The 26,368-nt window shown below is 72.2% G+C and carries 19 protein-coding genes; 6 read left to right on the forward strand and 13 right to left on the reverse strand.

What is annotated here, in order from left to right:
* The first annotated feature begins 98 nt into the window (after positions 1–98).
* Entirely contained in the window at positions 99–1,124 is a 1,026-nt protein-coding gene (locus ACFVZW_RS18510) for a multicopper oxidase domain-containing protein (RefSeq protein ID WP_384522466.1), read from the forward strand.
* Between the two features lie 111 nt (positions 1,125–1,235).
* Here ACFVZW_RS18510 and ACFVZW_RS18515 read toward each other — a convergent pair whose 3' ends face one another.
* Entirely contained in the window at positions 1,236–1,721 is a 486-nt protein-coding gene (locus tag ACFVZW_RS18515; protein ID WP_384522468.1) for a VOC family protein, read from the reverse strand.
* A gap of 654 nt (positions 1,722–2,375) precedes the next feature.
* Entirely contained in the window at positions 2,376–2,723 is a 348-nt protein-coding gene (locus ACFVZW_RS18520; RefSeq protein ID WP_384522470.1) for a hypothetical protein, read from the reverse strand.
* Between the two features lie 582 nt (positions 2,724–3,305).
* Between ACFVZW_RS18520 and ACFVZW_RS18525 the strand changes: the two genes are divergently transcribed.
* Both ACFVZW_RS18525 and ACFVZW_RS18530 read left to right on the forward strand, forming a co-directional pair.
* Complete coding sequence (locus ACFVZW_RS18525) at positions 3,306–3,767, forward strand: hypothetical protein (protein ID WP_384522472.1); 462 nt, start codon at positions 3,306–3,308, stop codon at positions 3,765–3,767.
* Between the two features lie 92 nt (positions 3,768–3,859).
* The gene (locus tag ACFVZW_RS18530; protein ID WP_384522474.1) at positions 3,860–4,600 is read left to right on the forward strand and encodes a CPBP family intramembrane glutamic endopeptidase; all 741 of its coding nucleotides are present in this window, start codon (positions 3,860–3,862) and stop codon (positions 4,598–4,600) included.
* Between the two features lie 42 nt (positions 4,601–4,642).
* Here ACFVZW_RS18530 and ACFVZW_RS18535 read toward each other — a convergent pair whose 3' ends face one another.
* The 5 genes from ACFVZW_RS18535 to ACFVZW_RS18555 all read right to left on the reverse strand — a co-directional run bounded on the left by ACFVZW_RS18535 (position 4,643) and on the right by ACFVZW_RS18555 (position 12,932).
* Positions 4,643–6,370, reverse strand: coding sequence for an alpha/beta hydrolase (locus ACFVZW_RS18535; protein WP_384522476.1), 1,728 nt, complete (start codon positions 6,368–6,370; stop codon positions 4,643–4,645).
* 97 nt (positions 6,371–6,467) lie between these two features.
* Positions 6,468–7,868, reverse strand: coding sequence for a M1 family metallopeptidase (locus ACFVZW_RS18540; protein WP_384522478.1), 1,401 nt, complete (start codon positions 7,866–7,868; stop codon positions 6,468–6,470).
* A gap of 44 nt (positions 7,869–7,912) precedes the next feature.
* Positions 7,913–11,821 (reverse strand): Pls/PosA family non-ribosomal peptide synthetase, encoded by a 3,909-nt coding sequence (locus tag ACFVZW_RS18545; RefSeq protein WP_384522480.1) that lies wholly within the window; start codon positions 11,819–11,821, stop codon positions 7,913–7,915.
* Positions 11,822–12,000: 179 nt separating this feature from the next.
* Positions 12,001–12,336 carry a hypothetical protein gene (locus ACFVZW_RS18550; protein ID WP_384522482.1) on the reverse strand — a complete coding sequence of 112 codons (336 nt, stop codon included), beginning with the start codon at positions 12,334–12,336 and terminating at the stop codon, positions 12,001–12,003.
* Complete coding sequence (locus tag ACFVZW_RS18555; protein ID WP_384522484.1) at positions 12,333–12,932, reverse strand: RNA polymerase sigma factor; 600 nt, start codon at positions 12,930–12,932, stop codon at positions 12,333–12,335. Before ACFVZW_RS18555 ends, ACFVZW_RS18550 begins: the two co-directional genes overlap by 4 nt.
* Positions 12,933–13,358: 426 nt before the next feature.
* Between ACFVZW_RS18555 and ACFVZW_RS18560 the strand changes: the two genes are divergently transcribed.
* The gene (locus ACFVZW_RS18560) at positions 13,359–14,162 is read left to right on the forward strand and encodes an endonuclease I family protein (RefSeq protein WP_384522486.1); all 804 of its coding nucleotides are present in this window, start codon (positions 13,359–13,361) and stop codon (positions 14,160–14,162) included.
* 162 nt (positions 14,163–14,324) lie between these two features.
* Here ACFVZW_RS18560 and ACFVZW_RS18565 read toward each other — a convergent pair whose 3' ends face one another.
* From ACFVZW_RS18565 to ACFVZW_RS18575, 3 genes are all read right to left on the reverse strand, one after another.
* The gene (locus ACFVZW_RS18565) at positions 14,325–14,732 is read right to left on the reverse strand and encodes an ATP-binding protein (protein WP_384522488.1); all 408 of its coding nucleotides are present in this window, start codon (positions 14,730–14,732) and stop codon (positions 14,325–14,327) included.
* 362 nt (positions 14,733–15,094) lie between these two features.
* Positions 15,095–15,769 carry a hypothetical protein gene (locus tag ACFVZW_RS18570; RefSeq protein ID WP_384522490.1) on the reverse strand — a complete coding sequence of 225 codons (675 nt, stop codon included), beginning with the start codon at positions 15,767–15,769 and terminating at the stop codon, positions 15,095–15,097.
* Between the two features lie 314 nt (positions 15,770–16,083).
* Complete coding sequence (locus ACFVZW_RS18575) at positions 16,084–18,525, reverse strand: polysaccharide lyase 8 family protein (protein ID WP_384522492.1); 2,442 nt, start codon at positions 18,523–18,525, stop codon at positions 16,084–16,086.
* A gap of 210 nt (positions 18,526–18,735) precedes the next feature.
* On the opposite strand from ACFVZW_RS18575, the gene ACFVZW_RS18580 reads away from it, so the two are divergent.
* Positions 18,736–19,800 (forward strand): substrate-binding domain-containing protein, encoded by a 1,065-nt coding sequence (locus ACFVZW_RS18580; RefSeq protein ID WP_384522494.1) that lies wholly within the window; start codon positions 18,736–18,738, stop codon positions 19,798–19,800.
* A 58-nt stretch (positions 19,801–19,858) separates the two neighbouring features.
* On the opposite strand, the gene ACFVZW_RS18585 is transcribed toward ACFVZW_RS18580, so the two are convergent.
* Positions 19,859–21,961 carry a SpoIIE family protein phosphatase gene (locus ACFVZW_RS18585; RefSeq protein WP_384522496.1) on the reverse strand — a complete coding sequence of 701 codons (2,103 nt, stop codon included), beginning with the start codon at positions 21,959–21,961 and terminating at the stop codon, positions 19,859–19,861.
* Positions 21,962–22,269: 308 nt separating this feature from the next.
* Positions 22,270–23,079, reverse strand: a complete 810-nt coding sequence (locus tag ACFVZW_RS18590; protein WP_384522498.1) for a dienelactone hydrolase family protein — start codon at positions 23,077–23,079, stop codon at positions 22,270–22,272.
* 116 nt (positions 23,080–23,195) lie between these two features.
* Between ACFVZW_RS18590 and ACFVZW_RS18595 the strand changes: the two genes are divergently transcribed.
* Positions 23,196–24,230, forward strand: a complete 1,035-nt coding sequence (locus ACFVZW_RS18595) for a GlxA family transcriptional regulator (protein ID WP_384522500.1) — start codon at positions 23,196–23,198, stop codon at positions 24,228–24,230.
* A gap of 195 nt (positions 24,231–24,425) precedes the next feature.
* Here ACFVZW_RS18595 and ACFVZW_RS18600 read toward each other — a convergent pair.
* Positions 24,426–26,368 (reverse strand): pyruvate carboxylase subunit B (locus tag ACFVZW_RS18600; protein WP_384522502.1); only part of this gene is annotated, 1,943 nt, incomplete at its 5' end.

The following is a 26,368-nucleotide window of genomic DNA, read 5'->3' on the forward strand; positions in this document are numbered from 1 at the left end:
CCTGAGTGTGGAGAAACTGAAGTCGTCCCGCTACCGTGTGGGCCGTCCCCAGGGGCCCTTCACCCCGTCAATCTCCACCGAGAAGCGGAGAGTTCGGCATGGACAGACGCAGCTTCAACCGTCGCCTGCTCGCGGGCGGGGCCGTCGCCGCGACCGGCGTGACATCGTTGTCTCTCACCTCCGCCTCCGGCGCCGCACCCGCCGCGGCCGCCACACCGAGAACTGCCCCGGCGGGTGGGCAGATACGCCATCTCAAGCTGTACGCGGAGAAGTTGGCCGACGGGCGGATGGGGTACGGCCTGGAGAAGGGCAAGGCGTCCGTGCCCGGCCCGCTGATCGAGCTCAACGAGGGCGACACGATCCACATCGAGTTCGAGAACCTGATGGACGTCCCCGTGAGCCTCCATCCGCACGGCGTGGACTACGACATCGACAACGACGGTACGAGGATGAGCGGCAGCCACGTCGAACCGGGCGCCACCCGCACGTACACCTGGCGCACCCACGCGCCCGGCCGCCGCTCCGACGGCACCTGGCGCCCGGGCAGCGCCGGGTACTGGCACTACCACGACCACGTCGTGGGCACGGACCACGGCACCGGAGGCATCCGCAAGGGCCTGTACGGCGCCCTGGTCGTACGCCGCAAGGGCGACATCCTCCCGGACAAGCAGTTCACGATCGTCTTCAACGACATGACCATCAACAACCGGCCGGCGGCCGATCCGCCCGACTTCCTCGCCACGGTGGGCGACCGGGTGGAGATCGTCATGATCACGCACGGCGAGTATTACCACACGTTCCATATGCACGGTCACCGCTGGGCCGACAACCGCACGGGTCTCCTGTCCGGCCCGGAGGACGTGAGCCGGGTCATCGACAACAAGATCACCGGCCCGGCGGACTCGTTCGGCTTCCAGATCATCGCGGGCGAACACGTCGGCGCCGGTGCCTGGATGTACCACTGTCACGTCCAGAGCCACTCCGACATGGGCATGGCCGGTCTCTTCCTGGTGGCGAAGCCGGACGGCACCGTACCGGGCCACGGCGACCACGGAAGCCACGGCGCGGCGGCCGCGCAGGAGGAACCGGCCGCGCGGACCTCCGGTGGTGCCCACCATCACTGAGGTCCGGTGAGAGCGCCCGCGAGGGCTCGCGGGGTGGGTGACGCTCCGTCGGAAGGGAGCGGCGGGCAGGAGCGTGTGGCCTGCGCGCGCCGCCCCTCTCGGGTGGGCGGTTCAGCCGCCGTCCGCCGGAGGGTCCATGGACTGCAGGGCCTCCGCGGCACGCTTCTCCATCTCGTCCGCGGGGACGTCCTCCACATGCGTGGCGACGTTCCAGCGATGGCCGAAGGGGTCCTCGAACTGCCCGGTCCGGTCGCCGTAGAACTCGTTCTTGACCGGCGACACTTCCTTGGCGCCGCGGGAGAGGGCCTTGGCGAAGACGGCGTCGACGTCCTCGACGTACACGTGCAGGGTGACGGGCGTGCCGCCCACCGTCTTCGGCGAGCGGAATCCGATGTCCGGGTACTCGTCGGCGAGCATGATGAGCGAGTTGCCCAGCTCCAGTTCGGCGTGGCCGATCTTGTCGCCGGGCGCGGGCATTCTCATCTTCTCGACCGCGCCGAGCACGGACACGTAGAAGTCGATCGCGGCCGCGGCTCCGTCGGTACAGAGATACGGCGTGACTCGCGGATATTCCTCGGGAATGGGTTGGACGGTCATCGGGCTCCGGCCTTTCCGAACCGTGGCGGTCGCCGCCGACCGCCGCCTGCGACCACTGATATCCCGATCCCTCGGGGCGTGCTCCGGCGCCGCGCGGCGGCCCGCGTCGGATGCCCCCGAAGGGCCCACGTCCCCGCTGTGGCGCGCACGGCCGCTCCGGCCACACCCGGAGGCGCGGTCGCCGTCCCGCCGGCCTGGCGGACCACGCTCACCGCCGACAACGACCACTTGTACGAGACCGTCGTCGACGCCGGGAACGGCACCGTCCTCCTGCGCACCGATCTCACCAGCAACGAGGGCCCCGAGGGCCGGGTCTTCACCGACCAGAACCCCACCCTCGGCAGCGCGACGACCGTCCCCTTCAGCGGCCTCGGCCGTTCCTGGGTCACCGGCCGGGTCACCACCGGCAACAACGCCGAGGTCTCCCAGGACCTCGACGGCGAGGAGAGCGTCGGCCACCAGCCCCAGACCCCGGCCGCCGGAGACCCCGCCTACCAGCACTTCGACTACACCTTCACGGACGCCTTCCGCACCAGCGACGGCACCGACCTCACCACCGACCGCGACGCGGTCGTGACCCAGGCCTTCTACTACGTCAACCGCGGGCGCGAGCGCCACCTCACCGAGCCAGGACCAGGCCGATCCGGCGACCGACTACCCCGCGAGCTGCCGCTGGAGAACAACCGTCCCGACGCCACCCTCACCTTCAGCCGCGACCTCGTCTTCGGTGACAACGGGCACCTTCACCGTGAAGGTCTGCGGCAGCGACGACGACACCACCACCTGCCGCGAGGCCGCGATCACCGTAGCCAACGTCGACCCGACCGTCACGATCGACAAGACCGATGCCGTGCCGCTCGCGGGAGGCCGGACACTCGTCGTCCACGCGGGCGAGGAGAAGCGGTACACCGCCCGGCTCACCGACCCCGGCAGCGACGACGAGACCATGAGCTGGGCGTGGGGCGACGGGGCACCGGCCACCACGACCACCTCGCTCGTCAACCCGTCGGACCCCGATCCCGCCCGCAGCCCGAGCGTCCAGCCGCGCGACCTGACGGGCCCGGGCCCACACGTACACCAAGCCCTGTCTGTACGACCTGTCCTCCACGGCACGCGACGACGACGGCGGTACGGGGGCGGACGGGATGCCGGTCATCGTCCAGGGCAACGCCCCGCTGTCGCTGCTCGCCGACGTCTGGTACGTCAAGTACCTGACCGGCGACCTCACCGGGCTCGGCAAGCAGACGCTGGACTGCTATCTGAAGATCGTCCGGCACGCGAGCGCGGTGTTCCCCGAGAAGGTGGACGTGTCCACCCAGGGCAAGGCCGCGGAGGTCCTCTTCCTCAACCTGCTCCTCGACCCGAAGCGTTCCCTCGACCGCCAACTGCTCGCCGCCTGGCTCAACTTCGCCAACGGAGCCTTCGGGCCGTACGAACTCGTCGACACCGACAGCGACCTGAAGGCGGACCCCCCTTCCTGGAGGCCCTCCAGAACGCCGAGAAGGTACGCCTCGACCCCAACGCCACCAAGCAGCAGCTCTCCGCCCAGGCGTCCATCCTCACCTGCATCAACATCCCGCTCGTATGACAAGGAAGAAACTCCTGCCGCGCGCCGCCGCCGCCCTGCTCCTCGGGGTGGCGGCGGCCGCCTGCACCGACGAACCCCCGCCGCCGAACCGCCCGACCGCGCCCGCCCGAACCTCCCCAGCCACCCCCACCCCCACCCCCACCCCCACCACTCCCACCCCCACAACGACGACTGCCGCACCCGCGCCGCCCGCCCCGGCCGTTCTCACCCAGGACGACGCCGGCCGCACCCTCACGCTGGCCCTCGGCGAGACGTCCCAGCTGCGCCTCGTCGGCCGTTGGCGAGAGGTCACCCCGGCCGTCGACGGCACGGCGATCGTCGTCGTACCGGTGGAATTCGAGTCCGATCCGGGCTTCCGCGCCTGGGACGTCCGTGCCACCGAAAAGGGCGAGACGGTGCTGCGCACGACCGAACGGCCGGGCCTGCGGTCGCTGCGGATCACCTTTCGCGTCAGGTGAGGGCGTTCCCTTGAGCGCCCCGGGAAGGTCCCCGGTAGCGTGGGCCGAGGGGAGGCGGAGACGAACCGTCGGCGAAGAGATGGGGAAGGCCGATGCCCCTCACCCCGGGAGCGCACCGCCCCACCTCGACCAGGCCCGACGGGATCGGCACCTGGCCGGCCGTCGGAATCACCCTCGCCGTCCTGGTCGCCGCCAACCTCGCCATGCACCGCTGGACGGGCCTGCCGGGCCTGCTGACGGCGGTCGTGGCCAGTGTCCTGCTCCTGGGAGTGCTCCGGGCGGCCGGAGGCACCTGGGCGGACGCCGGTCTGGCGCCCGGCACGCTCGCCCGGGGCGCCCGGTGGGCACTCGCCCTGATCGGTCTGGTCGCCGTCGTCTACCTGGCCGGGGCGCTGCTGCCGGCCACCCGCACGCTCTTCGAGGACCGGAGGTTCGCCGATCTGAGCGGCGGCGAGCTGATGATCCGTGTCCTCGTGCTGGTCCCCGTCGGCACGGTCCTGCTGGAGGAGATCGCCTTCCGCGGGGTGCTGTACGGTCTGGTGCGCCGCGCCCGCGGGACGGTCTGGGCGACAGCCGTGTCGAGTCTGCTGTTCGGCCTGTGGCACGTGCTGCCGTCCCTGCACCTCGCCACCGCGAAACCCGCCTTGTCCACGGTCTTCGGCGACTCCGGACCGGGCGCCGCCCTGGCGGTCCTGTCGGCCGTGCTGTTCACGGCGGCCGCGGGCGTGCTGTTCTGCGAACTGCGGCGCCGCAGCGGGAGTCTGCTCGCTCCCATGGGGCTGCACTGGGCGGTGAACGCACTGGGCTACGTCGTCGGACATCTGCTGCGCTGACCGCGCGACGCCGCGGGCAGCGGCGCGCCGTGGCGGTGGGGCTCAGTCCTCCGGCCGGATGATGTCCCTCAGCCGGTCCAGATCCTCCGCCGTGAACCCGGTGGGCCTCATGATGTCGTTCCAGCCGTCGACGTACGCCACCTTGTAGGTGTGGCCGTGGCCGTCCGGCACACCCGTGGAGAACGGCAGATCGGCGGTGACCTGCCAGAAGGTCACGAAGGGAATCCAGACCATCGCCTCGAGCACGTCGCTGCCGGGCGCCTGGCCGATCCAGTCGGGTTCCGTGAAGACCAGGTCGGGGCTCCACCAGACGATCGGATCGGAAGCATGCATCAGATAGAGCACTCGCGTGCCCTCCCACGGCCGGTCCGCCGGGGGCGCCCCGGTGGAGGGGTCGTCGGTGAACCGGACGGTCCGCCCCTCCTTGTAGACGGGCTCGATCTCGGGACTTCCCGCGTCGCGGTGATCGCTGAACCCGCGGAACAGGGAGTTGAAGTTCGGCGGGCCGGCGAACAGGGTGCCGGCCGTGCGGTTGCGCAGGTCGTACTCCCCGCTGAAGGCCGTCTCACCGCCGAACGACCCCAGACTCTCGCCCGCCACGAACAGCCGCGGCCGTTGGTCCTGGGGCAGTTTGGACCAGGTGTCGTAGACCGCGTCGAAGAGTTCGCGCCCGGCCTCACGGGCCTTGGACTGGTCGACGAGGTAGGACAGCCACGACGGCAGGTACGAGTACTGCATCGCCACGGTGGCCGAGTCGCCGTTGCCCAGGTACTCGAACGACTCGACGGCCGCGGGATCGACCCAGCCGCTCCCCGTCGTGGTCATGACCAGAAGGTTCTCGCGCTCGAAGCCGCCCGCCCGGCGGAGGTCGGCGACGGCCCGCGCCGCCCGGGTCTCCGCGTCGTCGGCGGTCGCGAGACCGGCGTAGGCCCGGACGGGCTCCTGCGCCGTGCGATGGGTGAACGCGCCGATGTCCCGGGCCGATGGTCCGCTGCCGGTGAAGGCCCGGCCTTCCCTGCCCAGCGAGTCCCACGGCACGACGGACCCCGGGCCGCCCGAGCGCAAGGGCGACGTCGGCTGGTGCACGCCCTCCGGTGTGTGCGTGTCACGCAGCGAGAACGTCTCGTTGGCCGCGCTCACGAGGCCCTGCAACAGCACTCCGGTGAAGACCGACCACGCGAGGCCCGCCACCAGCAGCCAGCCGACCGCTTTCGTCGCCCGCTCACCGATCCAGCGCCCGAGGAGACGGGTGGTCCAGCGATACAGGCGCCGGAGCCCCCGCCCGGCCATCAGCAGCAGCCAGAAGACGAGAGCGGCGACGAACGGGCAGGCGACGGTGGCGAGGACGCTGTAGTCGGTGACCCCCATCAGACGGCGGATCTCGTGCTGCCAGTACTGACCGAGCCCGAACGAGAGGCCGAACAGCACGATCGCGCTGACGAGGAGGACCAGCCACGACCTGCGGGAGGGGCTTCGGGCGTCCCGGTCGGCGAAGGCGCGCCACACGTACGCCGCGACCACGCCGAGCCCGTAGCCGATGGCCGCGGCGATGCCGCACACGAGTCCTTGGAGTACGCCCCCGCGAGGCAGCAGTGAGGGCGTGAAGGACAGGCAGGCGAGGGCGAGCGCACCCCAGCAGCCGGGCAGTGTGAGCCGGGGCAGCCGGCGCCGCTTCCCGTCCGTGTCCGCGCCGCCGGGCCGGTCCACCCGGCGGTCGTTCTCGCGCGGTGTGGGCCCCTCCGAGGGAGACAACGGCGGGTCGTGCGTCATGGCGGGTCCTCCGGAGACAAGGATCCCAAGGCTCGTCCGACCGTGCCATTCCGAGCCGTGCCGTTCCGAGCTGTCCCGCCCGGTCCGTCCACGCCTCCTATGCGGATGCCCTGCCCGCGGACCCGTCGTTCGTGGGCGGGTACGCGGGGCGCTGCGGTATCGACGGGGAGCCGTGCGGAGAGGGCAGGGACGGGAGGGACGGCTGGTACAGCCAGGCCGTGAGCAGCTCGTCCACCGGCTCGACCGCGTACCGGGTCACATGGGCGGTGAAGCCCGCGGTGGTCACCACGCCGTGGCGATGCACCGTGGCCCAGTCGCGCAGCATCCGGAAGAACGCGCCGTCGCCCAGGGCGCAGCGGACCGCGTGCACGGTGAGACCTCCGCGCTCGTACAGCCGGTCGTCGAACATCAGCTTGCGCCCCGGGTCGGCGAGCTTCAGGTCCTGGGGCTGGGTGGAGAGCAGTCGGTGCGCGGCGGCCGCCAGGTCGTGCGCGGTACGGCCGCCGGAGCGCTCCGACCAGAGCCACTCGGCGTACTTGGCCAGGCCCTCGTTCAGCCAGATGTGCCGCCAGTCGGCGATGGTCACACTGTTGCCGAACCACTGGTGCGCGAGCTCATGGGCGACGAGGCGCTCGGAACCCCGCACGCCGTCGACATGGTTGGTGCCGAAGAGGGAGAGCCCCTGGGCCTCCACCGGGACGTCCAGTTCCTCGTCGGCGACGACCACCGCGTACTCGCCGAAGGGAAAGGGCCCGAAGAGCTCCTCGAACAGCTGCATCATCGCGGGCTGCCGGGCGAAGTCGCGGGAGAAGCGGGGCAGGAGATGCGCCGGCACATGGGCGCTCTGCGGCACACCCCCGAGCCCCGGGTCCCCGAGGAGCACCGTCTGGTGCATGCCGATGGAGAGGCCGACCAGGTAGCTGGAGGTCGGCGCGGGCTGCTCGTACACCCAGGTGGTCGTGCTGGCCTTGGTCGTACGGGTGAGCAGCCGGCCGCCCGCCACCACGGTGTACGCGGACGGGGTGTTGACCGAGATCTGGTACGAGGCCTTGTCGGCCGGCCGGTCGTTGCAGGGGTACCAGGAGGGCGCGCCGACGGGCTGGCTGGCCACCAACGCGCCGTCGGTCAACTCCTCCCAGCCGAGCCCGCCCCAAGGGCTGCGGACCGGCTTGGGGTTGCCCGCGTAGTGCACCTCCACCGTGAAGGCGGCGCCCGCCGGCAGCGGCTTGGCCGGCCGGACGCGGAGCTTGCCGCCCCGGTGGGCGTAGTGCGGCGCACGGCCGTCCACGAGGATCCGGCCGACCTTGAACTCGGCGAGGTTGAGGTGGAACTCGGTGAGCGGTGCCCGTCCGGCGATCGCGCTGAGCCGCGCCGTCCCGGCCAGCCGGTTGGGACCGGGACGGTACTCCAGAGCGAGTTCGTACCGATGCACGCGGTAACGGGAGTCGCCGTGGTCAGGAAAGTACGGGTCCGATGCCGCTCGCCGCTCGCCGCTCACTGCTGCTTCCGCTCCCTGCCCTGTGCTGTGCTCGTGGTGCCCGTTCAGGCCCGCCACGCCTCGATCGGATTGCCCAGCCAGCGGGTGTCGTCGGGGACGGATTCCCCGGCCATCACGAGAGAGGCGGGACCCAGTGTGGAGCGGGCCCCGACCGTACTGCCGGGCAGGACGATTCCGCCCGGGCCCAGCGTGGCGCCCTCGCGGAGGACCACAGTATCCGTCCTCAAGATCCGGTCGTGGAAGAGGTGTGTCTGCAACACACATCCACGGTTCACGCTGACCGCGTCGCCCAGCACCACCAGGTCCGTCTCGGGCAGCCAGTAGCTCTCGCACCACACGCCCCGGCCGATTCGTGCACCGAGTCCGCGCAGCCACAGTCCGAGCAGCGGGGTTCCCGGCACCGATCCGATCAGCCACGGCACGGCCAGCACCTCGACGAAGGTGTCGGCCAGCTCGTTGCGCCATACGAAGCCGGACCAGAGGGGGTGTTCGCCCGTCCGGTGCCTGCCCACGAGCAGCCATTTGGCGGCCACCGAGACCAGGCACGCGGCCGCTCCGGCGGCGAGGAGGACCGCCCCGGACAGCAGCGCGGTGCCCCAGACGCCCGGACCGGCCGCCGTGGCCACGGCACAGAGGGCCGCCACGGTCAGGACCGCGAGGGCGGCCGAGCAGAACACCGGAACGAGCCGGCACAGCTCCACCAGCCCGCGCGCCCACAGCAGGTGCGCGGGCGGGTCGTACGTCCTGCTCTGGTCGGCGTCCGCCGCGGACCGCGGCAGCTTGACCGGGGGCAGACCCAGGTACGAGCTGCCCTTCTTGGCCTTCTTCGGCGTCGCGGACAACACGCCGACCAGGCCGTCGTCCGGGACGGTGCGGCCCGGCGCGGTCATGCCGGAATTGCCGAGGAACGCCCGGCGACCGATCTCGGAGTGCCCGATCCGCACCCAGCCACCGCCCAGTTCGTAGGGCGCGGTCAGGGTGTCGTCGGCGAGGAACGCGCCCTCGCCGACGGTGGTGAGGCTCGGCAGCGCGAGCACCGTCGACACCTCAGCGCCCCGGCCGATCTTCATCCCGAGCAGCCGCAGCCAGACCGGAGTGATCAGCCCGGCGTAGAGCGGGAAGAGCGTCTCCCGCGCCAGGTCCATGAGCTGGGTGACCGTCCACGCCTGCCAGGCGACCCGACCGTGCGTCGGATGGCTTCCGGTACGCAGCCCGAGGCTGAGCAGCCGTACCGCGACCAGCACGAGCGTCGCGTACGCGAAACCGTAGGCGAGCGCCCCGGGCACCACGGCGAGCAGCGCTCCCGCCAGCGCCTCGGCGATCCCGGCGTCGGCGGGCACGAAGCGGCTCACGACCAGCAGGGCGGGCAGGGCGGCGAGCACGGGCAGAGCCGTGAGGAAGAAGCCGGTCGCGCCGTATATGGCCCGCCAGCGGACCGCGCGCGCCGGCCGCTCCTTGGGCCAGTTCCGCTTCGCCTTGCCGAGCTTGCCCGCGGGCGCGCCGGCCCAGCGCTGTCCGGTCGGGATCTGTCCCGCCACGGCGGAGCCGGGCGCCACCTCGGCCCGCTTGCCGACCCGCGCCCCCGGGAAGAGCAGGCTGCGGGTGCCGACCACCGCGCCGGCGCCGACCTTGACCGGGCCGATCTCCAGCCGGTCGCCGTCCAGCCAGTAGCCGGAGAGGTCCACCTCGGACTCCACGGCGCAGCCGCGGCCGAGCTTGAGCATGCCGGTGACCGGCGGCAGCGAGTGGAGGTCCACGTCGGGGCCGACCTTGGCGCCGAGAGCCCGTGCGTAGCGCTCCAGCCAGGAGCCGGTGAGCGAGGTCGCGCCGACGCACTCGGCAAGACGCTCGGCCGTCCACAGCCGCAGGTGGACGCTTCCGCCGCGCGGGTGGCGTCCCGCCTTCACCCCGCGCAGCAGCAGGCGTGCGCCGCCCGCCGCGATCGCGAGCCGGCCCGGCGGGCTGAAGAGCAGCGCCGCACCCGCCGCGACGAGCCACCACGAGGCGGTCGGCGCCCACGGGTAGGGCCCGAACCAGTGCAGTACGTTGCCCAGGGCAAGGAGCGCCACGGTCCAGCGGAGCCCGACCACGGTGAAGAGCGGGAGCAGCAGGGCGGTCTGTGCGAGCCCGGTCCGCAGCGGAACCGGTGCGACGGTCCGGACGGCGCCGTCGTCCTGGACGGACTTCTCCAGACGCCGGGCCAGCTTGCGCAGGGTGGGCTGCTGATAGATGTCGACGACGGCCGCGCTCGGATAGCGGGTGCGCAGCCGGGTGGTGAGCCGGGCGGCGGCGAGGCTGCTGCCGCCGATCGCGAAGAAGTCGTCGGCGGCGCTGGTGACGGCCACTCCAAGGGTCTCGCTCCACTGCTCGGCGAGCCATGCCTCCGTGCCGTACAGCTGCTCGGCGGGGCCGGTGGTCTCGAGATCGGGCAGGGGCCAGGGCAGCGCGTCCCGGTCCACCTTGCCGGAGGTACGGGTCGGTAGTTCGTCGACCGGCGCGAGCAGCGGTACGAGGGCGGCGGGCAGCTCGGCGCGCAGCCGCTCGACCGCCGCCGCATGGTCCCAGCCCTCCTGGGTGACGAGATAGCCGACGAGCAGCTGGTTGCCGCTGCGGGCGGTACGGACGGCGGCGGCCGCGCCGGCGACACCGGGCAGGGCCTGCAGCGCGGCGTCCACCTCGCCCAGCTCGATACGGCGGCCGCCGAGCTTGATCTGCTCGTCGCCGCGGCCGAGGAAGACCAGCCCCTCCGGCTCGGCGCGGACCAGGTCGCCGCTGCGGTAGGCGCGGTCCCATCCGAGCGACTCCAGCGGGGCGTACTTCTCGGCGTCCTTCTCGGGGTCGAGGTAGCGGGCGAGTCCGACGCCGCCGATCACCAACTGACCGCTGCCGCCCATCGGCACCGGCTCGCCGGACTCGTCGACCACGGCCAGCTCCCAGCCGTTCAGCGGGAGGCCGATCCGGATGGGCTCCTCACCGGTCAGGAGGGAGGCGCAGGCGACGACGGTGGCTTCGGTGGGGCCGTACGTGTTCCAGACCTCGCGGCCCTCCGTGACCAGACGCTGGGTCAGCTCGGGCGGGCAGGCCTCGCCGCCGAAGATCAGCAGCCGGACCTCGTCGAGCGCCTCCGGCTCCCAGAGCGCGGCGAGGGTCGGCACCGTGGAGACCACGGTGATCTCCTGCTCCACCAGCCACGGGCCGAGGTCGGCGCCGCTGCGCACCTGGGACCGGGGGACGGGCACGAGGCAGGCGCCGTAGCGCCAGGCCAGCCACATCTCCTCGCAGGAGGCGTCGAAGGCGACGGAGAGTCCCGCCATGACCCGGTCGCCGGGTCCGATCGGCTCCTCGACGAGGAAGAGCGCCGCCTCGGCGTCCACGAAAGCGGCCGCGCTGCGGTGGCTGACGGCGACGCCCTTGGGCTTGCCCGTGGAGCCGGAGGTGAAGATGATCCACGCGTCGTGCTCGGGGCCGGGGCGGGTGGCGGGGGCGTGGTCCCCCTCGCGCGCGGTGACGTCGATCCGCTGCCCCGCGCCGAGGACGGCCCGCACACCTGCCTCGCCGAAGACCAGCTCGGCCCGCTCGTCCGGGTCCTCGGCGTCGACGGGCACATAGGCGGCGCCCGCGGCGAGTACGGCGAGGATGGCGACGTACAGCTCGTTGGTCCCGGAGGGCACGCGGACGCCGACCCGGTCGCCGAGCCCCACTCCGGCGGCCGCCAGGGCGCGCCGTCGGCGCTCGACCTCCGCGGCCAGCGCCCGGTAGGTCAGCCGGGCGCCGCCGTCGTCCAGGGCGAGCTCGTCGGGGTAGGCCCGTACGGACGCCTCGAAGACGTCGAGGAGCGTGCGCACCGGGGCGGCGGGCCCGGCGGAGAACCGGGCGGACTTGCCGGACTCCTCCTCCCACGTGCCCCCGTCGTCGAGCAGAGTGATGTCACCGCGCTCTGGTGTGGCTGCCATCGGACCTCGCGTCTCGTTCCCGGCAACGTCCGGGTCGCCGGCGGAGCCCGGGTCTGCCCAGGTTGTTCCGATCCGGCGCCAAACAGCCCGCCAGTCTAATGCGTCGGCAAGGATTCTCCCGTCCATGGCTTGCGCGTGGCCGGTTAGGAGCGGTAATGGGGGTGTCGGCGCGGGGGTGGTCAGGGGCTGTCGATCGCCGCCGGATGCGCTTTGGCGAGGGTGCAGACGCCGTCCGCGCACTGGCGCTCCAGACGGCCGCGGGAGACGGTCTGTACCAGGCCGACCATCCAGCAGGTGGGGCAGCCGCGGAAGGCGATCAGGGCCAACGGGGCCGCCAGCAGGGCGGCCGGGCCGACGACGGGCACCAGGGCGATGGAGCCGATGATCAGCCCGAATCCGATGGCGCCGCGCGCCAGGTGGCGTGGGACGGACGTGCTGGCGAAGTTCGTCCCGGGCGCCGTGGCCCGGTCGGTGGCGCGGGCCTTCGCTCCCCGCGAGGGCTTCACGATGGTCACGATGGTGAGTCTCCTCCGACGTGTCGGTCGACGGTGTGTTCGGGTGATTGCTCGTTCGCTGCCAAGGAGTCACGCAGCGCCGCGCGTGCTCGGTGCAGCCGTGATTTCATCGCGGCGTCGCTCAGGCCGAGCGAATGGGCGACGGTCCTGCCCGGCAGCCCCTGGACGTCCCGCATGATCAGTACCTGCCGCTGATCGCGGGGAAGGGCGCCGACCGCAGCAGCGATCCGCTCCGCCTCCAGCCTGCGCAACACCGCCTCCTCGGCGGACGGTTCCGCGGACGCCCCCGCTTCGTCCGACGCCTCGTCGCTCCGCGAGACGAGCAGCCGGACCTGCCGGAGGCACTCGTTGCGCACGATCCGGAACATCCACGAGGCCAGCGCGCCGGTGGCCCGCAAGGTGCCGATCTTCCGGTAGAGGATGATCAGCGCCTCCTGCGTCGCGTCCTCCGCGTCCTGCGGCGAGGCGCACAGCGATCGGGCGAACTTGCGCACATGGGGCTGCGATTCCATGACGACGGTGGTGAGCGACATGACGTCGCCGTTCTGGGCGGCCTTGATCAGCCGCTCGTCCGGCCAGTGGAAGCGTTTGTTCATGAGCTACTCATATCGGAAGCCCCCGCTCGCGGACCTGGTCAACGCCGGCTCCTGTAGCGCCGCATCAGGTGCCAGCTGCATGCCCCCACGAGCAGGGCTCCGATCACGACGATGCCAGTGACCAACATGGGTGGTTCCTCCCGGTTCTTCCGGCGCGTTCGGCCGGTTCGCAGATAGGAGGCGGGGAGGTCCGGAAAGGATTCACCTCCGGCCGAACTTTCTTCCTCTCCGGAGGAGTTCACCGCCCCTCGGGCGGCGGTTGCGCCGTATGCGAGAACGTCACGGAAAAGCCTTCTCCCGGTTACACGGCCGACCAGGCATCCATGCCACGCTCCCGGTTGCCAGAAGTCAACACGCGTAGATCGCGAGGCCGTTCAGCCGCACCTCCCGTCCCGGCGCGGCCGTTCCCAGGAAAGGACATCCCCCATGTCCGTTGTACAGATAGGCAGATGGAAGGCGAAGGCGGCAGCCATAGGCGCCGTCATCCTCGGCCTCACCCTTCCGGCGGTCACCGCGCCCCCCGCGAGCGCCACGACCACCGCGTACGACAGCACCTACTACAAGAACGCGATCGGCAAGACCGGAACGAGCCTGAAGTCCTCGCTGCACACGATCATCAGCAGCCAGAGCAAGATCTCGTACGACGCGGTCTGGAACGCGCTGAAGGTCACCGACCAGGACCCGAACAACAGCGGCAACGTGATCCTGCTGTACAGCGGCACCTCGCGCAGCAAGGCCCTCAACGGCGGCGACGTGGGCGACTGGAACCGCGAGCACGTGTGGGCCCAGTCCCACGGCAACTTCGGCACCTCGGCCGGCCCCGGTACCGACCTGCACCACCTGCGCCCCGCGGACGTCCAGGTCAACAGCATCCGCGGCAACAAGGACTTCGACAACGGCGGCAGCGCGGTGAGCGGCGCGCCCGGCAGCTACACGGACTCCAACTCCTTCGAGCCGCGCGACGCGGACAAGGGCGACGTGGCCCGCATGATCCTCTACATGGCCGTCCGCTACGAGGGCGACGACGCCTGGGCCGACCTGGAGCCCAACGAGTCGACCACCAACGGCAGCGTCCGCTTCCACGGCCGCCTCTCGGTCCTGAAGCAGTGGAACGAGCAGGACCCGCCGAGCGCCTTCGAGGAACGCCGCAACGACGTCATCTACGGCACCTACCAGGGCAACCGCAACCCGTTCATCGACCACCCCGAGTGGGTCGAGGCGATCTGGTAGACGGCCCCTGACGTGCGCCGAGCTCCCGCCATGGGCGAGGAGCTCGGCCCCGACCACCGCCACGACCCGGACTCCTCACCACCCGGACCCGCCTCGCCGGCACGTCGGGGCATCCCGTGCCCCGCGGTCGCCGTCTCGGCCGTGTCCGCGGGCGCCCCAGGGTCAGGCGGCGTGGACCTGGAACCAGACCCACTTGCCTCGGTCGCCGACCGTGGCCACGCCCCAAGCCCCGGCCACCGCATCCAGCAGATCCAGCCCACGGCCCGTCTCCAGCTCCGTCTCGTCCGTGTCCGCCTCGTCCCGGCTCGACCGGGCACCCGAACCCATGCGGGGGTTCGTGTCGAAGACGGCCCCGGTGACCACACCGGCCCCCCGGTCATAGCCGACGGCGATCTCGATGGCCGGTCCCTCCGCATGCCGGACCGCGTTCGAGACGACCTCGCTCAGGAGCAGGGCCGCCATGTCCACCTCGTCGTGGCCCTCGGGCGCGATCCGGCCGAGGACGTGGCGGGCGTCGGCGGCGGCGCGGGGGTGGCGGGGCAGGACGGCGATGCCGCTGTGTGCGTTCACGATGATCTCCCGGTCTCGGTGCGCCCTGGCGGGCGGTACGGGTCCCCTGGCCCCCGCGGCTCCTGTCGCTTCGCCTCCGGAGGCGGGACCCGAGGGTCCGAACCGCCTGGATGAACGAGCTCCTGGGGGGCGGCGCCGCCCTGCCGAGGAGGGAAGGAGGAGGGCGGTGCCGCGCCACCACTCCATCGTCCCGGCGCATCGGGCCCCGCCGGGGGTGCCCATCGTCGGCGTCCGAGGTGACGAAAGTAGGGGGTCGGCTCCGCCTCCGGCCCGCCGAGGACGGGGCCGACCCCTCCCCGCCTGCGAGGATGCGAACCCCCGAGTCCCGGGGAGGTTCAGCGGCCACCGAGGTGCAGAGGGCCTCAGTCGACGTCGGCCCGCGTCGTGCCCATCTTCAGGCCGTCGACCCAGTGGACGGACTCCACGTCGACGATGGTGGAACCGTACGACCCCCAGCGGGGGACGTTGCCCTTGAGATCCCACGTCCGCGCGTTCTGGCGGTCGACGACCAGTTGGCCGTTGACGTACAGGGCGAAGGAACCGCTCGTGGAGGTCTGGGCGTTGATGCCCAGCTCGATCTTGTTCCAGGTGGCCGGCGTCCAGGCGACGCTGCCGACGGAGATCCACTGCTCGCCCGGGGCGACGTACCAGACCTTCAGCCGGCTGTCCTCGACCTTCATGATCACCGGATAGTTCTGGTCGTGCTCGTCACCGGTGCCCCATGACTTCCACTGGAAGACGGTCTGGGCGTTGCCGGTCTTGGTCATGGACTCCCAGCCGAACCAGTACGTCCTGCCGGACGTGAGGGTGCGGCCGGCGATGCCGTGGCCCTCGCAGCGCTCGGAGCCCACCGCCTTGGTGAAGCCGAAGATCTTCCCGCGACCGTCGCCCCAGTCCGGCTGGTACACGTACGACGGGGAGTCGCAGAGCACCGAGGCGAACACGGCGGTGCCTCCGTTGTCCGCGTCGCCGTCCCACTCGACCGTCGCATGCGCGGGTGTCGCCAGGACGAGCGAGAGCGCCGCGGCCAGCGCCATGGGGGCCGACAGGCGCCCGCGCCGGCGGCGCGGCGCCTGCCGATCGGCGGGGGACCGGTGGGGGTCCGAGGGGGAGACGCGGGGGACATTTCGAGCGTTGCCGTGACGCATGGATTCCTCCGGTGGGGGAGAGCGGGACTTCAACGAGAGGTGCGCACCCCGGCAGCGGTGGGGGAGGGTACGACCTCAGCAGGGACGATGTCGGCAGGGGGTGCCGAGTCGTCCGTCGGTGACGGGGCTGCGGGCCACCGTCCCGGAGGTGCCCGCCCGCCTCGGCCTTGCGCATGGCAGGGGCAGGCACCTCCGGCCTGGTGTCAGCCGAGGCGGACGGTGACCTTCTGGGGTGCGCCGGCCTGGCCGGTGAGGTCGCCGAAGGTCAGCTTCAGCGACGCGCCGGTGGTCGCGGCGGTGACCGTGGCGGGCTTGGAGAGCACTTTGCCCACCCCGCGGTTCCAGACGATGTCCAGGGAGGTGGCCCGCCGTGCGGGGTCCGAGACGACGATGGTCGCCGTGCCGTTGCGGTGCTCCCGTACGAGGACGGAGGCGGGGGCGCTCGCCCGGAGCCTGTCGACGGTGCCCGCGGTCCAGAAGTTCACCGCGGTGAGGCCCAGCTTCGGGACGCGGACGCCCTGCTGGTCCCCGGAGTTGGCGAGGATCCGCAACCACCCCCGGTCACACGCGCGGTGGGCCGTGGTCCTGGCGCTCGCGCCCGGCAGCAGGACGTAGGCGTAGTCGCCGCCGGTCGGGTCGACGCCGTGGTCGGTGAAGAGGGTGAGGTAGCGGCGGGTGATCGGGTCGGGGGAGCCCCCGGTATTGATGTCCCGCCAGGAGCCGGTGCGCTCCTCGCGTACCGCGCTGAGCTTGGCGCCGCCGGGGAAGACATAGCCCGCCTGCCCGGCGATGTGGGCCCACTCGGCGTCGTCGAAGGTGGCCGTCCAGCCCTGTGTCACCGGCTGCGTCCTGCCGTCGACCGTGAGCACCGGGGCGCCGGTGGCGCCGAGGGCGCGATTGTCGACGGTCGTCTCGACGGCGTGACCGTCGGCGGAGGTGATGCCGGCGCCGAGGCAGACGATGGAGTCGTCGAGGCAGAACCAGGACTTCTTGGCATCCATGGTGCTGGAGATGCCCTTGAGGTGCTGGCCGATGGCGGCGTACTCGCCGTCGGTGGTCCCGCCGACCCAGGCCGCGTCCGGCATCGGCTGACCCCAGTTGCCGCCCTCGCCGTCGGCGAGCGGCTTGCGCGAGGCGGTGATACCGGGCAGGCGGTACGGGTCGACGGTGGGCCAGTAGGCGTCCGAGTACTGCTCCAGGCCGAAGTCGCTGCCCCACCAGGAGAGCCACCCGGCGCCGGTGTGGTAGCCGCGGGCATGCTCGCCGTTGCCGAACTCGTAGTGGGCGATGCGGTTCGAGGCCATGGAGACGGAGGCGGCCCAGTCGCGACGGCGGTGGGTGGCTCGTGCCATGTTGTGGAACAGCCGGTGCTCGACGGGCTCGGGGGCGGCCTTGACGGAGGTGTCGTCCTGCAGCGCCTGCAGGAGCGATGCCCTGATCAGGCTGAGACCCGGGTTCTTGAGCGCGGGGTAGTGGTAGTCGCGTTGCAGCCAGCCCTTGACCATCGCCCGCCAGCGGGCGTTCTCCTCGGGGCTCGCGCCCTGGCCGACCAGCAGGATGGTCGCCATCAGGCCGTGGGCCCGCTGATGCTCGTTGGTGCCGATGCGGCTGATGCCCCGGCTGCTGACGTTGTCCATCATCAGACCGTTGTAGATGAACGGCGCGACGGCCTTGTCGATCGTGTCGAGGAAGAGCTGGGTGCCGGCGTCCTTCACCTCCCAGCTCGACCCGCGCAGCAGGGCGAGCAGCCGGCCCACACCGTCGTGCAGCACCGCGCCGTAGCCGCCGATGTAGGGGACGTTGCGGTGCTGGACGAACGATCCGTCGTCGTAGAAACCGTCACCCGAGGTGACGTAGGGGAACACCGGGGCCAGCGCCTGGGACGCCAGCGCGATCTTGGCCGGGTCCTTGCCGACGATCCCGCGCAGGATGACCCCGCGACACAGGTCGACCCGGTTGGCACCGGTGCTGGTGCCCGTGTACGAGGCGAAGACCGAATCCGGCACGAACGCGTCGACGGCCCGGCAGTAGTCGGCGATCTGCGTGTCCGACAGGTGGTCGTACATCAGCACGCAGGTGTCCATCAGCGCCTGCGGAGCGCCGATCTGCCAGTTGTACCAGTTGCCGTACCGCGTCGTGTTCTCGTTGTAGACCTCGGAGTGGAGGTGGTCGAGGCCGGTGAGGACGGCGTCACGGAGCCCGGCGTCCCCGGTCAGTCCGGTGCCCGGCTGGGAGTACGCCTCGGCCATGGTGCGCAGCCGGTTGTATCCGTCGTTCATGGTCGCCGAGAAGGCGTAGGACTCGGCGTCGAGATCGGGCTCCGGGTCGGTCCAGGAGCGCCCGGGCCAGAGCGAACCGCTCGCCGGGGCCATGGTCGCCCGGTAGCCGGCCGCGGTCGTGCCGAGGTTGCCGAGGATGGTCCGGTACGGCTCCGCGGTCGGGCTGAAGCCCGTACCGAGGATGAGGTCGCGCCACTTGCCTCGCAGCGCGTCGAACTCCGCGTCGGACGCGGTGGCGGATGTGTCGCCGGACCCCAGGGCGTCCGAGGCGTGGGACGGGTGCGCGAGCGTTCCCGTGAGTCCGAGGGCGAGCGCGCCCCCACCGGCGGCATGGAGGAATGTGCGGCGACGCCAGGGAGATGGCATGGGAGACGACCTTTACGGGAGGAGCGCGTCGTTGCCTCGGCGCTGTCGCTGGCTCGTAAGCGTGGGGTTTCTAACACGCGGAAAACCAAGAGGGCAACGGTTTGGACAGAAACGGCCTCCGGTTGTCCATTCGATAGAAAACAGACAGCATCGATCGCGGGTTGGCTACACTGCTTCTGATCTGGGATGGCGTACGAGGGGAGCGGGGAAGTGCACGCGGAACACAGGCACCAGGCGATCCTGCGCAGGCTGCGGGAAGAGGGCTCCCTGCGGGTCAGCGACTTCGCCGCCGAGCTGGGCGTCTCCCCGGTCACGATCCGCCGGGACGTGGAGGTCCTCGCCGACCGCGGTCTGGTCGCGCGGGTGCACGGCGGGGCCATGCTCCCCGAGACCTGGGCGGAGACCGCACCCGCCGACGGGGATCCCGTCGCTCCGGCCCGCGGCCGGGAGCGCGTCATCGGTCTGATCGTGCCGTCCGCCGACTACTACTACCCCGAGGTGATCAAGGGCGCGCGCGAGGCCGCGGCCGCCCGGAACGCCCGGCTGGTGCTGGACATCTCGGGATACGACGCGGACGAGGAGCGCACCCAGGTCGAAAGGATGATCGGCGACGGCATCGACGGGCTGCTGGTGGTTCCGACCGGCCCGCGTGGCTGGTACGAGCAACTGCCCGTCCCCGTCGTGATCGTGGAGCGCCGGCCCGAGGCGGACGAGACGGCCGGGATCGACCACGTGGTGTCCGACCACGTCCATGGGGCGCGCCTTGCCGTGCGGCATCTCGCGGAGGCGGGTCGCACGCGCCTCGCGCTGCTCGTACGCGGCACGAGCCCGACCGCACAGTGGATCATCGAGGGCTTCCAGGCCGGCGTCCGCGCGGCCGGGCTCGAAGCCCCCCTTCCGACGTCCGTCCTGGTCACCGCCGATGCGGGCCCCGGGAGTCCGGAGTACGACGGCCCGGTCGAGGAGCTGCTCGACGCCGCGGCGGCCGGCCGCGTCGACGCCGTCATCGCCCACCCCGACAACGAGGCGCTCGCGCTGCTGAGGCGGCTGCGCGCGCGGTCGGTCCAGGTCCCCGGCGACGTCGCGATCGTGGCGTACGACGACGAGGTGGCGGGGCTCGCCGACATCCCGTTGAGTGCCATCGCCCCGGCGAAGCACGAAGTCGGCGCGTCCGCCGTGGAGTTGCTGGTGCGCAGACTCCAGCAGCCCGACGCTCCCCGGCACCGGCTGTTCGTCCTTCCGCGGCTGCGGGTGCGCTCGTCCAGCGGAGGCTGACGCGGCTGGGGCAGCGCCCGCGCCGTCCCGATCCCGAACAGCCCGACCAGGCTCGGCTTCAGCCCTGGTCACCGGGCCCGAGCCCGGGGTCCTGACGCCGGATCCGGGCGAGGACGATCACGGCGTCGTCGGTGGGCGCGTCGGGCAGCAGGCGCGCCAGGATGCCGTCCGCCGTCTCCTCCAACGTGCCGGTCGCGCACGCGAGTTCCGACCTTAGTGCCGCCATGCCCTCGCCGATGTCGACGCCGCGCGCCTCGACCAGGCCGTCGGTGTACAGCGCAAGGGTGTCGCCGTCGTGGAGCTCGATCTCCGTCGTACGGAAGGGCACCTCGCCGACGCCCAGCGGCACCCCCAGCACCTCGTCGATCGACTCGACCGTGCCGTTCGCCCGTCGGCGCAGCGGCGGCAGGTGACCCGCGTTCGCGATGCGGGCCAGGCCCGTCGCCGGGTCGTAGCGGATGTAGAGGCAGGTCGCGTACGCGATGCCGGCGTCCTGGGCGCAGGCGTCGAGCTCCCTGAGGAGACTGTCGGGTTCCAGGTTCTGGCGCGCCAGGGCCTTGGCGGTGATGCGCAGGCGACCCATCGCCGCCGCCGCGGGCACGCCGTGCCCCATCACATCGCCGACCACCAGCGCCACCCGGCCGCCCGGCAGGTCGATCACGTCGTACCAGTCGCCGCCGACCTCCGTGGCGTGACTGCCGGGCAGGTAGCGGTGGGCGACGCGCACGGACGGGCTGTTCGCCAGGGCGGTGGGCAGCAGCTCCCGCTGGAGGGTGAGCGCGATGTCCTGGACCCGGCTGTAGAGCCGCGCGTTGTCCAGGCACAGCGCGGCCCGCGAGGCGAGCTCGCCCGCCAGGCTGAGGTCCTGCCCGGTGAAGACCGGGCGGCCACCGGAGCGGCCGAACATGGCGATTCCCTGCACCGTGCCCCGCGCGATGAGCGGAGCGATGAGCAGAGACGTCAGGCCGCTGTCGATCAGGAGCTGGGCCCGGGCTTGGTGGATGACCGTGCGGGTCATGAAATCGGCGTTCACGGGGACGCAGACGGGCCGGCCCGTCATCAGGGTCTCGTGGATGCTGGAGCCGGGCGGGTAGGTCACGCTCTCCAGGCCGCCGACCAGCTCGGGGGCGGGAGGCGGCAGGCACGTACCGGCCGCGATCCGGCGGGTGACCAGCACCGATTCCGGATCGAACACCTCGCGTTCGTCCTTCCACCGCACGACCTCCACGACGGAGGCGTCGCAGAACTCGGGAACGACCGCGTCGACCAGCTCGCGGGCGGTGACGTTCACGTCCAGCGTGGTGCCGATGCGGTTCGCGGCCCGGTCCAGCAGCGCCAGTCTCTGCCGCCCCGCCGCCGCCTCCACGATGGCCTGCTCACGGTCGGTGACATCCACGAGGAGACCGCCCAGGCCGGGCCGCGTGCCGACGGCCTGGCTGAGGGGGAAGAAGCTCACGGAGCGTACCTGGTCCCGGTCGGGACGGCCCGGTGTGCGCAGGACGACCAGCGTGCTCACGACGGGCCGGCCCTCGTCGGCGACGGCCCGCAGCATGCGCTGGTACTCGCCCCCGTCGGACGTGATCATGAACTCTTCCATGGTCCGGCCGATGTGGTCCTCGATCGGGATCCCGTCCATGTCCGCCAGAGCCTGGTTGAGATGGACGTAGCGCAGGTTCTCGTCGAGCATCACCAGGCCGATCGGGCACGTCTCGAAGAGCGCGTCGAGGAAGGCGAGGTTGGTCTTCACCCGGTCGAGCCCCTCGCTCTCGCTCGCCAGCCCGAGGATGACGGAGTCGCCCTCGGCGCCGGTCACCGGGAAGACCCGGAACCCGCAGTCGAAGACGCTGCCGTCCCGGTGCAGCGTCGGCACGCGCGTCCGCCAGTAGCCCAAGGTGCGGCCGCGCTCCGCCAGGCGCTCCGCCGCACCGGCGCCGTCGAGGGGAGCGGCGGGAAAGAGGACGGCGGCCGGCCGGGTCAGGACGTCCGCGGCCTTGTGGCCGAAGAGCCGCTGCGCACCGGGGCCCCAGTAGCAGATCCGGCCCTCCTCGTCGATGCCGAGCACGGCCACGGCCACGTGCTCCAGCAGCGTCCCGGGTTCCGACCAGATGGGCTCGGGAGCCTGCTCGTCCCACGGTCGACCCCCCGGTCGAGGCGAGGACACCGGGCCCCCTTTCCGGGCACGGACGAAAGGCGAGTGCGTTACTCACCGGCGGAGCGGGACGCTCACGTCAATTCTGCCCGTGCTCCGCGGTTCGGACATCACGGAGGCCCGGGCGGGGCGCGGTGCCCTCGTGTGAGATCCGGTCTCACGGAGTCACGATCGGAAACTCCGCCTCGTACATCCGGCCGCGCTGCGCCGGAAGCGCCCCGACCTTGCGGGCGGGTTCCCGGCCGCGCTCTCGCCGCCACGGCGGTGTACGAGATCACCCCCGCCAAGGCCGGCGAGCCCGGGAGGAGGGTGGTGACGCGTCATGCTCCGGGCTGGTGGAGGCGGTCGGTGAGGAAGGCGAGGATCTCGTCGCGCGCCCGGACCGTGGGGTGGCCCGCCTCGTCGACGAGATGGGCGGTGACCACACTGTGCGGGGTGCCGACCAGCTCGGCGAAGAAGGGCGGCGGGGCCGGGTTCGCGGCGTCGTCCGGCAGGACGCGGCCGTCGAAGGCGTCGCCGAGCAGCGCGCGGTACGCGGCGAAGCGCTGCCCCGTGCACCAGCGGTCGCCCTCGAAGCGGTAGGCGAGGACGGTGAGTCCGTCGCGCGTGAGCCGGTCACGCACCGCACGCGCGTCCGCCGCGTCGAGTTCGAGTCCGCCGGGGTCGTCGAGCGGTAGCGACGGGTGGTTGACCACGGGGGCGATCACCGCCGGCTCCAGCGCCATGGTGAGAGCGAAGTTGCCGGTGAAACACAGGCCGATCGCGCCCACCCCGGGCCCGCCGCAAGCGCCGTGGGCCTGGCGTGCGAGGCCCCGCAGCCACACCGTCACCGGGCTGGTGCCGCCGCCTGCGAAGGCACGGAACTCCGCGCCGACGCAGGCGCGGCGGACGACCTCCCGGCCGCCCTCGACCGTCGGGAGGGCGCCGTCCGTCCCGAACAAGGAGGGCACATGGACGGTGAAGCCCGCGTCCCGCACCCAGCGGGCGAGCCGCAGGACGTCGGGGCTGATGCCCGGCATCTCGGGCAGCACCACGACCGCGGGCCCGGCCCCGGCCACGTACACTGTCTTCTCCACCCCCTCCACGGCCACGCTCCGGCGGGTGAAATCGGTGATCGGGTCGTCGCTCATGGCGACAGCGTGGCCCGGTGCCCGGCGGTCCGTTGAGGGGCCGGACCGCCAAGCCCGGAGGTAATCTCGCCACGCGGCGAGGAGCCGTACGAGACGGTGACGGGGGTACGGGGACGATGGCGGAGGCGACGCGGCGGGCCGAGGAGCGTGGCGGCCCCGGTGCGCTGCGGGTCGGCGTCCTCGCATACCCGGGCTGCTTCGCCTCCGAAGTCTTCGGGGTCCCCGACCTGTTGACGATGGCCGCGCACGTCGCCGGACCGGACGCGCCCGGCTACCGGGTGTCGATCGTCTCGCCCCGCCGTCGGGTCACCGCCTCGGGCGGCGCGAGCCTGGACGTGCGTCCACTGCGCGAGGTCGACGTCCTCGTCGTCCCCGGTTTCGAACTGGACCCCGCCACGGACCTCGACGTACGCCTCGCCGGGCTGGCCCCCGAGACCGCGGCGATCCGCGCGCGGGCCGCCGCCGGCACCGCCGTCGTCTCCCTCTGCGTCGGCGCGTTCCTGCTCGCCGAGGCCGGGCTGCTCGACGGACGCCGGGCCACCACGTCCTGGCTGCACGCCGGCGAACTGGCCAGACGTTGCCCGGAGGCGGACGTCCGGCCCGAGCATCTGGTCGTCACCGACACGGGCGTGACGACCACGGCGGCCTTCAGCGCCATGTACGACTTCGCACTGGACCTCATCCGCCGGCACAGCGGTGCCCGGGTGGCCCGGACCACCGCGCGGGTGGCGCTCGTCGACGACGCGCGGACCTCCCAGACCCCGTACGTCGACCCGCGGCTCCTGCCGCAGCCCGGCAGTGACTTCTCCCAGCGGGTCATGCGACGGCTCGACCAGAACCTCGCCCAGCGGTACGACCTCGCCGCGCTCGCGGACGCCTTCCGGGTGAGCACCCGCACGCTGCTGCGCCGTTTCGCCGAGGAGACCGGACGCAGCCCGCTGGCTCATCTGCAGGCCTCCCGGGTCCGCCGCGCCCGCCACCTCCTGGAGACCACCGACCGCACCGTCGCCGCCGTCGCCGCGGCCGTCGGCTACCAGGACCCCGGCACCTTCGCCGCCCTCTTCGCCCGCCACACCGGCCACCGCCCGAGCGCCTACCGCGTCGCCTTCCGCCGCAGGGACCTGACGCACGCCCCGAAGGGCGACGCCTGAGGCGCCGTCGGGCACTCCAAGGTCCAGTCGATGAACGACGCTCAGGGGAGCAACCGCACGTCGTGGTCCCTGCGGCTCTTCGTCCACACCGGCACCGGCTGAGCGGGTCGGGCACCGGCGAACCGCCCCGCCGCCGAACCGGGCAGGCGGCCGGGACACCTGGCTCGGTGCCCCGGCCGCCTCACGACGCGCGCCTCACCCGATCTCGACGAGGAGGTCGCCGCCTTCCACCTGCTGGATCCTGGTGATGGCCAGGCGGGACACCCGTCCGCTCCTCGGAGCGGTGATCGCGGCCTCCATCTTCATCGCCTCGATGGTGGCCACCGTCGCACCGGTCTCGACCTCGTCGCCCTCGGCGACGGCCAGCGTGACCACGCCGGCGAACGGCGCGGCGACATGGCCCGGGTTGGACCTGTCGGCCTTCTCGGTCACCGGGAGGTCGGCGGCCGCCGCGTTGTCGCGTACCTGGATCGGCCGCAGTTGGCCGTTCAGGGTCGACAGGACGGTGCGCATGCCGCGTTCGTCGGCCTCGCCGATGGCCTCCAGCTCGATGAGCAGCCGCACACCGGGCCCGAAGTCGACGGTGTACTCCTTCCCGGGGCGCAGCCCGTAGAAGAAGTCCTTGCTGTCGAGCACGCTCGTGTCGCCGTACGCCTGACGGTGTGTCTCGAACGCCTTCGTCGGTCCGGGGAAGAGGAGACGGTTCAGCGTCGCGCGCCGGTCCTTGGCCAGGCCGGTGCGGTCCTCCGCGGTCAGCTCCCGCATCGGCTTGGGGCCGGCACGGCCCTCCAGCGCCTTGCTGCGGAACGGCTCCGGCCAGCCGCCCGGAGGCGTGCCCAGCTCGCCGTGCAGGAAGCCGACGACCGAATCGGGGATGTCGAAGCGGTTCGGCGCCGCCTCGAAGTCCTCGGGCGCCACCCCGGCGCCCACGAGATGCAGTGCGAGGTCACCCACCACCTTCGACGACGGCGTGACCTTCACCAGCCGGCCCAGCATCCGGTCCGCGGCGGCGTACGTCGACTCGACGTCCTCGAAGCGGTCGCCGAGGCCGAGCGCGACGGCCTGCGTGCGCAGGTTGGAGAGCTGCCCGCCGGGAATCTCGTGGTGGTACACGCGCCCGGTCGGTGAGTCCAGGCCCGCCTCGAAGGGGGCGTAGACCTTGCGGACGCTCTCCCAGTACGGCTCCAGGTCGCCGACCGCCTGCAGGTCGAGGCCGGTGGGCCGATCGGAGTGGTCGGTCGCGGCGACGATCGCCGACAGCGACGGCTGAGAGGTGGTACCGGCCATGGAGGCCACCGCGCCGTCCACCGCGTCCGCCCCGGCCTGGATCGCCGCGAGATACGTGGCGAGCTGGCCGCCCGCGGTGTCGTGGGTGTGGATGTGCACCGGCAGGTCGAACTCACTGCGCAGCGCGGAGACGAGCTTGGCCGCGGCGGGGGCGCGCAGCAGGCCCGCCATGTCCTTGACCGCCAGCACATGCGCCCCCGCGGCGACGATCTTCTCGGCCAGCCGCAGGTAGTAGTCCAGCGTGTACAGCTTCTCCGCCGGGTCGGAGAGGTCGGACGTGTAGCAGAGCGCGACCTCGGCCACCGCCGTCCCGGTCTCCCGTACGGCTTCGATGGCGGGGCGCATCTGGTCGACGTCGTTGAGCGCGTCGAAGATCCGGAAGATGTCGATGCCGGTGGCGGCGGCCTCCTGCACGAAGGCGTCGGTCACCTCCGTCGGATACGGGGTGTACCCGACGGTGTTACGGCCCCGCAGCAGCATCTGCAGGCAGATGTTCGGCACGGCCTCGCGCAGGGCGGCAAGGCGCTCCCACGGGTCCTCCGCGAGGAAACGCAGCGCGACGTCGTACGTGGCGCCGCCCCAGCACTCCAGGGACAGCAACTGCGGCAGGTTGTGCGCCACCGCGGGGGCGACGGCGAGCAGATCCTTGGTCCGGACCCGGGTGGCGAGGAGCGACTGGTGGGCGTCGCGGAAGGTGGTGTCGGTGACACCGATCGTCGGCGACTCGCGCAGGCTCCGCGCGAAGCCCTCCGGGCCGAGCGCGAGGAGCTTCTGCCGGGAGCCGGGGGGCGCGCCGCCCCCGGCGACCGCCCCGCGCGACGCGGGGGCGGCCGGCGGCGCCGCCGCCGCGG

The sequence above is a fragment of the Streptomyces sp. NPDC059567 genome, assembly GCF_042735655.1.
Lineage (GTDB): Bacteria > Actinomycetota > Actinomycetes > Streptomycetales > Streptomycetaceae > Streptomyces.

Excerpts from the sequence above, each read along its gene's own strand:
- ACFVZW_RS18525 (WP_384522472.1), top strand. The coding sequence starts at position 3,306 with ATGACAAGGAAGAAACTCCTGCCGCGCGCCGCCGCCGCCCTGCTCCTC.
- ACFVZW_RS18590 (WP_384522498.1), bottom strand. The coding sequence starts at position 23,079 with ATGAGCGACGACCCGATCACCGATTTCACCCGCCGGAGCGTGGCCGTG.
- ACFVZW_RS18535 (WP_384522476.1), bottom strand. The coding sequence starts at position 6,370 with ATGACGCACGACCCGCCGTTGTCTCCCTCGGAGGGGCCCACACCGCGC.
- ACFVZW_RS18530 (WP_384522474.1), top strand. The coding sequence starts at position 3,860 with ATGCCCCTCACCCCGGGAGCGCACCGCCCCACCTCGACCAGGCCCGAC.
- ACFVZW_RS18560 (WP_384522486.1), top strand. The coding sequence starts at position 13,359 with ATGTCCGTTGTACAGATAGGCAGATGGAAGGCGAAGGCGGCAGCCATA.
- ACFVZW_RS18570 (WP_384522490.1), bottom strand. The coding sequence starts at position 15,769 with ATGGCGCTGGCCGCGGCGCTCTCGCTCGTCCTGGCGACACCCGCGCAT.
- ACFVZW_RS18515 (WP_384522468.1), bottom strand. The coding sequence starts at position 1,721 with ATGACCGTCCAACCCATTCCCGAGGAATATCCGCGAGTCACGCCGTAT.
- ACFVZW_RS18555 (WP_384522484.1), bottom strand. The coding sequence starts at position 12,932 with ATGAACAAACGCTTCCACTGGCCGGACGAGCGGCTGATCAAGGCCGCC.
- ACFVZW_RS18510 (WP_384522466.1), top strand. The coding sequence starts at position 99 with ATGGACAGACGCAGCTTCAACCGTCGCCTGCTCGCGGGCGGGGCCGTC.
- ACFVZW_RS18595 (WP_384522500.1), top strand. The coding sequence starts at position 23,196 with ATGGCGGAGGCGACGCGGCGGGCCGAGGAGCGTGGCGGCCCCGGTGCG.
- ACFVZW_RS18545 (WP_384522480.1), bottom strand. The coding sequence starts at position 11,821 with ATGGCAGCCACACCAGAGCGCGGTGACATCACTCTGCTCGACGACGGG.
- ACFVZW_RS18575 (WP_384522492.1), bottom strand. The coding sequence starts at position 18,525 with ATGCCATCTCCCTGGCGTCGCCGCACATTCCTCCATGCCGCCGGTGGG.